Source organism: Frankia sp. CoBUL1, assembly GCF_978021245.1.
Genome location: NZ_CDXDOS010000175.1, coordinates 1 through 2,849, shown reverse-complemented (window position 1 = coordinate 2,849; position 2,849 = coordinate 1). Strand labels below are relative to the sequence as shown.

Annotated in this window: 4 protein-coding genes and 1 pseudogene; all 5 read left to right on the top strand. The window is 71.5% G+C overall.

What is annotated here, in order from left to right; translation table 11 throughout:
• A pseudogene (locus AC08OX_RS12770) lies at positions 1-190 on the top strand (SDR family oxidoreductase); the annotation flags it as partial.
• A gap of 179 nt (positions 191-369) precedes the next feature.
• Positions 370-576 (top strand): hypothetical protein, encoded by a 207-nt coding sequence (locus AC08OX_RS12765; RefSeq protein ID WP_476608019.1) that lies wholly within the window; start codon positions 370-372, stop codon positions 574-576.
• 150 nt (positions 577-726) lie between these two features.
• Positions 727-1,017, top strand: coding sequence for a hypothetical protein (locus AC08OX_RS12760; RefSeq protein WP_476608018.1), 291 nt, complete (start codon positions 727-729; stop codon positions 1,015-1,017).
• 353 nt (positions 1,018-1,370) lie between these two features.
• On the top strand, positions 1,371-1,793 hold the full coding sequence (locus AC08OX_RS12755; protein ID WP_476608023.1) for an enolase C-terminal domain-like protein: 423 nt from the start codon (positions 1,371-1,373) through the stop codon (positions 1,791-1,793).
• Positions 1,794-1,831: 38 nt separating this feature from the next.
• The coding region (locus AC08OX_RS12750; RefSeq protein ID WP_476608017.1) for a S1C family serine protease at positions 1,832-2,849 on the top strand (1,018 nt) is incomplete at its 3' end.

The window sequence follows — 2,849 nt, the reverse complement described above, 5'->3', positions numbered from 1 at the left end:
CCCGGTGCCCGGTGCCCACGGCGCGCACGGCGCGCACGGCGACTTCGACGACCGCGCCCACGCCCACAGCCCGGAACTCTGGCTCAGCCAGCACCGCCGCGGGGTGCTCGCCGGCGTGTCCGCGGCCGCCGGCATGGGAGTTGGGGCCGGCATGGGAGTCGGGGCCGACCGGATGGCCCGGCACCGGTAGGGGGCCGGCGGCGGGCGCGCCGGGCCAGCCTGTTGATCTTTCGGTTGCCTGACGAATCCCAGCGGTAGGGGAGAACGTCCGCCCAGGTGGGAACGCTTATCTTGGCGGCCCGTGCCGATCGGCCGCCGTAGGTGACACCCAGATTGCCAAAAAAGTCGGTCAGGAGGGAACACTCACTCATGGGCGCATTCGAAGAGGCGAAAGGCAAGATCAAGGAAGCGGCAGCCGATGTGACCGGCAGCGAAGGGCTGCGGCAGGAGGGGCAGCAGCAGGAGGAGAAGGGCCGGGAGCAGCGCGAGGCGGAAGAGGCCCGGGCTCAGGCTCAGGCCCACGAGAGGGAAGCCGAAGGCCACGAGCAGCGGGAACGGTCCGAACAGGGGACCTGACCACGGTACGGATCGTGGCAGCCGAGGCGGTGTCCCGCGGCCTGGAACCAGCCGCGGGACCAACGATGTGCGGGACCAACAATGTGGCGGATCGGTCGGATCGGTCGGACCGGTCGGACCGGTCGGACCGGGTGGGCGGCGATCAGGGCCATGCGGACCGGGTGGGGGATCCTGCTGGTGGCGCAGCCCGGGCTGGTTCTGCGGGCCGCGGGCGGCCACTCCTCCAGCCGCGTCCGGCCGGCAGCCGTGCGGGTGCTGGGAGCCCGCCATCTGGTCCAGAGCCTGCTACCGCCGGGCCGGCCTGGCGTCGCTGTGGACTGCCTGCACGCCGCGAGCATGCTCGCTTTGTACCGCCTGGGCGCTCGCCGGCAGAGCCGGCACCGCCCTGGTGACTCGGTCCCGCCGAAGGCTGGTGCGGTTGCCGCCGGTGCCTTGAGGTGACCGGCGGGTCGCGGGGGCCGAGGTTGTCTCCTGGCTTCGCCAGCCAAGGTGAACGTTCGGAGGAGGATTTCGTGCCGGAGGGCCGCCCAGCCCCGCGAGCCTGGCGGATCTTCCGTGGCCACGGAAGCCAACCTCGCCCACCCCGTCCCGGGGCAGCAGCCTGGGCGACCGGGTAGGCGTGGCGGGCCGCGGTTTCGGGGAGACAGCAGGCATGCCAGCGGTTGCGAGCGTGGAGGTCGCCGCCTACCTGGTGCCGACCGAGCAGCCCGCGTCGGACGGGACGCTGGAGTGGGGTTCCGTCACCCTGGTGGTGGTGACGGTCCGGGCCGGCGGCGGGTATCCCGCGGGTGAAGATGAAGGTCGGCCGGGACCCGGCGGCGGACCGGAAGCGGGTGGCTGTGGCCCGGCGGGCAGTCGGATCCGACGTCGAGCTCTATGTGGACGCGAACGGGGCGTACAGCCGCAAGCAGGCGTTGATGCTGGCGGAGATCTTCGCGGAGCAGGATGTGCGCTGGTTCGAGGAGCCGGTCAGCTCCGACGACCTGGAGGGGTTGCGGCTGCTGCGGGACCGCGGCCCGGCGGGGATGGACATCGCGGCCGGCGAGTACGGCTACACGTTGCCCGGTCTGGAACGGCTGCTGGCCGCGGGTGCTGTCGACTGCCTGCAGGTGGACGTCACCCGCTGCGGCGGCATCAGCGGGTTCCTGCGGGCGGCGGCGCTGTGCGACGCGCGGGGGATCGACCTGTCCGCCCGCTGGGTGTTCGGGCTGTTCTGATGGGTATGGCAGGAGCTTCTGGCGGGTATGGCAGGAGCGTGAGCCGGTTGACCGGCTGGATCAGTGGGATCGTCGCCGCTGCCGTGATGCTGGTGGGCGCCACCGGCTGCGGTACTGGCGGCGGGCCCGGCTCGCCGACGGCGGACCGGGCCGCCGCCGCGGACAGAGCCGGGCTCGGCGCCGTTGCGGGCATCGTCTCCGACGTCGAGCCGTCCGTTGTCACCATCCTGGTCGGGAACGAGCTGGGCAGCGGCATCGTCTACCGCGCCGACGGTGTCATCGTCACCAACCAGCATGTGATTGCCCAGGCATCCGATGGAAAGGCCGAGGTGGCCTTCGCCGACGGCCGCCGGGTGGCCGGTCGGGTACAGGCCGCCGATGAGATCAGCGACATCGCCGTGGTGAAGGTGAACCGGACCGGCCTACCCGCCGCGACGTTCCGTAAGGACCTGCCCCAGGTGGGCGAGTTGGCGGTGGCGATCGGCAGCCCGCTGGGATTCGAGAACAGCGTCACCGCCGGGATCATCTCCGGCGTGAACCGGAACCTGCCCGTATCCGGTCAGCAGGGTGGGCAGGGGCGGCCGCTGGTGGACCTTATCCAGACCGATGCGGCGATCTCGCCCGGTAACTCCGGCGGGGCGCTGCTGGACAGCCAGGGCCGGGTCGTGGGCATCAACGAGGCCTACATCCCACCGTCGACCGGAGCCTCGTCGCTGGGCTTCGCGATACCGTCCGCGACCGCGGTTGACGCCGTTGAGCAGTTGCTGCGCACCGGGACCGTGAAGCACGCCTTCGTTGGCGTCCAGCTCGCCACCCTCACCTCGGCGATCGCTGAGCGGCTCGGACTGGACGTGCGTGTCGGGGCGCTCGTGCTGGCCGTCGTGCGCGGCGGGCCCGCGGGCAAGGCAGGTGTTCTACCCGGTGATGTCATCCGTAGCTTTAACGGCAAGTCGGTCGCCTCCGCCGGGGAGTTCTCCGCCAGGCTGCGCGAGGTATCCCCGGGTGACATGGTGACGCTAGGCGTCCACCGAGACGGCAGGGACCACACAGTGAGCC

Coding starts and splice junctions, on each gene's coding strand:
- AC08OX_RS12765 (WP_476608019.1), top strand. CDS start 370: ATGGGCGCATTCGAAGAGGCGAAAGGCAAGATCAAGGAAGCGGCAGCC.
- AC08OX_RS12760 (WP_476608018.1), top strand. CDS start 727: ATGCGGACCGGGTGGGGGATCCTGCTGGTGGCGCAGCCCGGGCTGGTT.
- AC08OX_RS12755 (WP_476608023.1), top strand. CDS start 1,371: ATGAAGGTCGGCCGGGACCCGGCGGCGGACCGGAAGCGGGTGGCTGTG.